This window comes from Paenibacillus sp. P4_A7, assembly GCF_056402455.1.
Map to the genome: position 1 here is coordinate 2,499 of NZ_JBFUHJ010000464.1, position 4,323 is coordinate 6,821.

Annotated in this window: 5 protein-coding genes and 1 pseudogene (1 of these 6 cut by a window edge); 3 read left to right on the plus strand and 3 right to left on the minus strand. The window is 41.2% G+C overall.

The window, feature by feature from the left end; translation table 11 throughout:
* The 3 genes in view from AC1DWN_RS28880 to rfbG are tightly spaced (each overlapping or abutting the next) and all read right to left on the minus strand, a layout consistent with a single transcriptional unit that may run on beyond the window.
* Positions 1-357, minus strand: the start of a protein-coding gene (locus AC1DWN_RS28880) for a glycosyltransferase family 2 protein (RefSeq protein ID WP_477562329.1). 375 nt of this gene lie to the left of the window's left edge; 357 of the gene's 732 nt are visible here — the first part of the coding sequence; the start codon lies at positions 355-357; its stop codon lies beyond the left edge, outside the window.
* Positions 354-929 carry a dTDP-4-dehydrorhamnose 3,5-epimerase gene (gene rfbC, locus AC1DWN_RS28885; RefSeq protein ID WP_477562330.1) on the minus strand — a complete coding sequence of 192 codons (576 nt, stop codon included), beginning with the start codon at positions 927-929 and terminating at the stop codon, positions 354-356. Before rfbC ends, AC1DWN_RS28880 begins: the two co-directional genes overlap by 4 nt.
* On the minus strand, positions 919-2,043 hold the full coding sequence (gene rfbG, locus AC1DWN_RS28890) for a CDP-glucose 4,6-dehydratase (RefSeq protein ID WP_477562331.1): 1,125 nt from the start codon (positions 2,041-2,043) through the stop codon (positions 919-921). The genes rfbC and rfbG overlap by 11 nt, the downstream gene beginning before the upstream one ends.
* Before the next feature lie 201 nt (positions 2,044-2,244).
* On the opposite strand from rfbG, the gene AC1DWN_RS28895 reads away from it, so the two are divergent.
* The 3 genes and pseudogenes from AC1DWN_RS28895 to AC1DWN_RS28905 all read left to right on the plus strand — a co-directional run.
* The gene (locus tag AC1DWN_RS28895) at positions 2,245-2,712 is read left to right on the plus strand and encodes a hypothetical protein (RefSeq protein WP_477562332.1); all 468 of its coding nucleotides are present in this window, start codon (positions 2,245-2,247) and stop codon (positions 2,710-2,712) included.
* 359 nt (positions 2,713-3,071) lie between these two features.
* A pseudogene (locus tag AC1DWN_RS28900) lies at positions 3,072-3,476 on the plus strand (methylglyoxal synthase); the annotation flags it as partial.
* A 255-nt stretch (positions 3,477-3,731) separates the two neighbouring features.
* The coding region (locus AC1DWN_RS28905; RefSeq protein ID WP_477562333.1) for a class I SAM-dependent methyltransferase at positions 3,732-4,323 on the plus strand (592 nt) is incomplete at its 3' end.

Below are 4,323 nucleotides of genomic sequence, written 5' to 3' on the forward strand. Positions count from 1 at the left end.
GACCAGAGAAATCCCTTCATAATTCAAAAAATAGTGCATCATTTTCTCTATTTTCTGAGGATGAAATAAATCGTCATCCATCAAATAATTGATATATTCGCCTTTGGCAAGCTCTAGACACTGTTGCTGATTCGCAATTGGCCCCATGTTTTCTTTATTTTTGATATATCTGATTTTGGATCCATTAGGCATAGCTTTATACGAGTTCACCATCTGCTCAGATAAATCATTTTCACTGTTATCACTAATAATAATTTCTATATTCTCGTAGGTTTGGCTAAGTGCGCTCTTCAATGCCTGTTCTAAATAATCAGGACGGTCATAGGTTGGTATTAAAATACTGACCAGCGGCTTCATAGAGATCTCCCCCTGTTTTCATTTTTCTTACTCTTTCTCATAAACTCCTCTAAGCTAGGCAGCTTCATATCCTTCTCCGATAGAATAGGTTTAATAATTGGCCAAGTAATCCGGAGTGTTGCATCGTTCCAGATCACCCCTCCCTCACTCTTAGGAGAATAATAATTATCTACCTTATAAACGACTTCGCAATCATTGGTTAAGGTGCAGAAGCCGTGGGCAAAGCCTTTGGGGATATAAACCATTCTGTTATTGTCTTCCGTGAGTAAAATAGAATCCCAACTGCCAAAGGTTGGTGAGTCTCTTCTTAAATCAACAAAAATATCAAAGATTGCCCCTCGAATGACTCCAATTAATTTCGTTTCTGCATAAGGCTCGAACTGAAGATGCAGCCCTCGAATCGTTCCCTTCTTCTTTGATAATGAACGATTTTCCTGAACCCAATGACTAACAAGTCCGAGTTCGGTATATTTCTGCTGATCATATATTCGTGTAAAATGGCCTCGATGATCCGCTTTCGGCGACAGGGTGATTTCATGAATGCCGGGAATACTGCCAGACTTAATGATCATGAACCTCACCCTCTTTCACATAATCACTAATCTGCTGTAAGCAAGTCTCCCTTACATCCTTGTGCTGTACATAGTCCTTTACCCAATCGACAGTCCGGACCAGCGCTGTATTCAGATCCCATCGCGGATACCAACCTAAGTGTTTTGCCGCCATTGCGCTGTCTAACTGTAAATAGTGTGCTTCAAAAGGTTGATTGCCGCTCTCTATATGGTAGGAAGCCCCCTCTCCCCACAGATTGCATAGTCTGCTAACAACCCCTTCCACCGAGATAGGATTGCGAGCGTCCGGGCCAAAATTCCAGCCTTTCGCATAAGGAGCTCCATTCTCCACTAACTGTTCCGCTAAGAGCAAATACCCGGATAGAGGATCAAGCACATGCATCCAGGGGCGAATCGCTTGCGGGTATCTGAGTCCGATCGACTTCCCTTGAAGAAGAGCACTCATACTATCTGGAATTAACCGATCCGGTGCCCAGTCTCCCCCACCGATAACATTGCCTGCTCGAACTGAGGCGATCGATACCTGATGATTCGGCAGTGCAGCCTTTGGATTTGGACTAAAGAAGGATTTTCGATAGGCCGCTATCATCAGCTCTGCGCATGCTTTGCTATTAGAATAGGGATCATCCCCTCCTAACTGGTCGGTTTCCCGATAACCACGCTTCAGCTTCCGATTGTCATAACACTTATCTGTCGTTACATTAACAACAGCTTTCACCGTAATTCCACTTTCAGTTGCTTGTCTAACCGCCTCCAACAGATTAACAGTACCCAAACTATTGATTTCGTACGTTTCTACTGTATTGGTATAGGATGCTCTAACCAAGGGCTGAGCTGCCATGTGAAACACGATGTCGGGAGCTGCTTGTCGAAGAGCTTTCGATAAACGCTCTCTATCTCTAATATCTGCGATATAAGAGGTAATCAACTCATCCATATGACATAGATGAAATAAGCTTGGTTTGGTCGGGGGCTCTAAGGAATAGCCTGTCACGTGAGCACCCATAGCGTGCAGCCATAAACTTAGCCACGTTCCCTTAAATCCCGTATGACCCGTAATAAATACTTTCTTCCCTCTCCAAAAATTTGGGTTTACCTGTTTCTTCCCTTTCATTACCTCACCTCTCTAGCTTTTGCTTTTCGGTTATCTCTCTCCTCTCTTTGCGTACCGAACATACTAATCTATCATATGGTTGAAGCTATCAATCCGAATGAGTCAGCTATCTATTTTACAAGTTAAAAACAAAATTGATATTCTTGTCCATCACCTTCTCTAGTTGCTACATATGATAGAAACTAGAAAGGGGGTGTTACTATGAGCGAACTAAAAAACAAGCTAGAAGGACTTATGAGCCAGATTCAAGAGCAAGTTGAAGCTCATAAAGAAACAATACTACCTGTTCTGAAAAAAATCGGGGGTTTACAATCTTTACTAGAGTCCTATACTAGCGATTCCATCGACTCTCAAAACCTCCAAAATCTTCAAAGTAAAATTRCTGATTTCAATTTGGATGACAGTACTGTTGCAACAGTTCTAGCAGAAATCAAAAAGGCTACAGGATTTGATGTAGGAAACGCATTAAAGGAAGAAGACTTAAGCAAACTCATTGATGCCGTACGCCAAGTTCAAACGCAAGTGATAGGAACAGATTCGCTTCAAGTGTCTGAAATTGTGCCGGTACTTCAAAAACTTTTCTCCCAAGCTGAATCCCTTCTTCTAACTCCAATCGATTTATTGAAAAAGCACGAAGGATCCATTTTAAAAATGCTGGAAAAACTTTAAGAAATAGCACTCCCACACAGTTGAATGGTCTTGTCATGCAAAAAAACAGTCAAACAGGATTTCATGTCCTGCTAGACTGGTTTTTTTGTTTTTAAGTTAGCAACACTTATCTTCCGACTTATCTTATGTTAGTTTATATGACACAAACTTACGATTTTATCGGGATTTTGTATCTAAAAAGACATAACTTACATTTATTTTCTAATTACATTGTCTATTCGTTCTATATATGCTATTATTATGTCAGATTACATTACATTAATGTTCACTTCTGGGTATTGCCCATAGTAAAACGAATTGGGGCATGACCTTCATTCAGCACTTATCCTACTAAAAATATTATAGTGAGGTGATTGGCTATGAATGTGGCTTTCGTAGCGCACGATCGAAAGAAAGAAGAAATGATAAATTTCGTGATTGCTTATGAGGCGTTGTTCAAAGAGCATACCTTATTTGCTACAGGTACAACAGGCAAGCTGATCATGGAAGCTACAAACATGAAAATTATGCGATTCATGTCCGGCCCGCTTGGCGGTGACCAGCAAATTGGTGCGATGGTATCTCAGAATGAACTCGATTTGTTAATCTTCTTCCGCGATCCACTTGTTGCACAGCCGCATGAACCCGACATCACCGCATTACTCCGTCTATGTGATGTATACGGAATCCCTGTAGCTACGAATATGGCAACAGCCGAGCTCCTTGTGCACTCATTGAAACGTGGCGATTTCCACTGGCGTGATGTTATTCACCAATGCCGCCCCACCAATATTGCACACCACAAGGCAAAACCAAGTGAACCAAGACCAAGTGAACCAAGCATAAGTGATCGAACAAGGCACATGAGCGACAACATCCTTGCTGCCGCGGATTCTATATAAATAATTGAACGAATAAATAAAAGGGTGGAACAGATTATTTCTGTTTCACCTTTTTCACTTCTTGAGGTATTGATGTGATTCAGTTAGCATAGAAGGGGAAAAACAATAAGCCTTTAAAGCAAAGGAGTTTTATAGCAAATGAAACAAAACAAATACGATGATTCCATATTCTTTTCTGCATATAAGCAAATGTCACGTTCAATTAAAGGACTAGAAGGTGCGGGAGAATGGCATGTATTTCAATCCTTACTACCGGATCTGCGAAATAAAAGTGTGCTTGATTTAGGGTGCGGTTTTGGCTGGCATTGTCGATTTGCTCGTGAGCAGCAAGCGAGTTCAGTGGTAGGTGTGGATATTTCTGAAAATATGCTGCAAAAGGCTCGCGAACTAACAGACGACCCTGCTATTTCCTATATCCAACTGCCGATTGAAGACATCAATTTCTCACAGTCGCAGTTTGATGTAGTAATCAGCTCTCTGGCTTTCCATTATCTCGAATCCGTTAAAGTCATCTTCAAAAAGATACATGATTGCCTGAAGCCTGGGGGGTCTTTTATTTTTTCAGTAGAGCATCCCATATTTACTTCACGTAATGAACAAGATTGGTATCGCGATGAGCAAGGAAACCATCTGCATTGGCCAGTAGATCATTATCAATCAGAGGGATTGCGAAAAACATCATTTTTAGCAGATAACGTGATCAAGTATCATCGTACCCTCTCCACTTACA

Bases quoted from the DNA above. Each gene is read 5' to 3' on its own strand.
- rfbG (WP_477562331.1), bottom strand. From the start codon at position 2,043: ATGAAAGGGAAGAAACAGGTAAACCCAAATTTTTGGAGAGGGAAGAAA.
- rfbC (WP_477562330.1), bottom strand. From the start codon at position 929: ATGATCATTAAGTCTGGCAGTATTCCCGGCATTCATGAAATCACCCTG.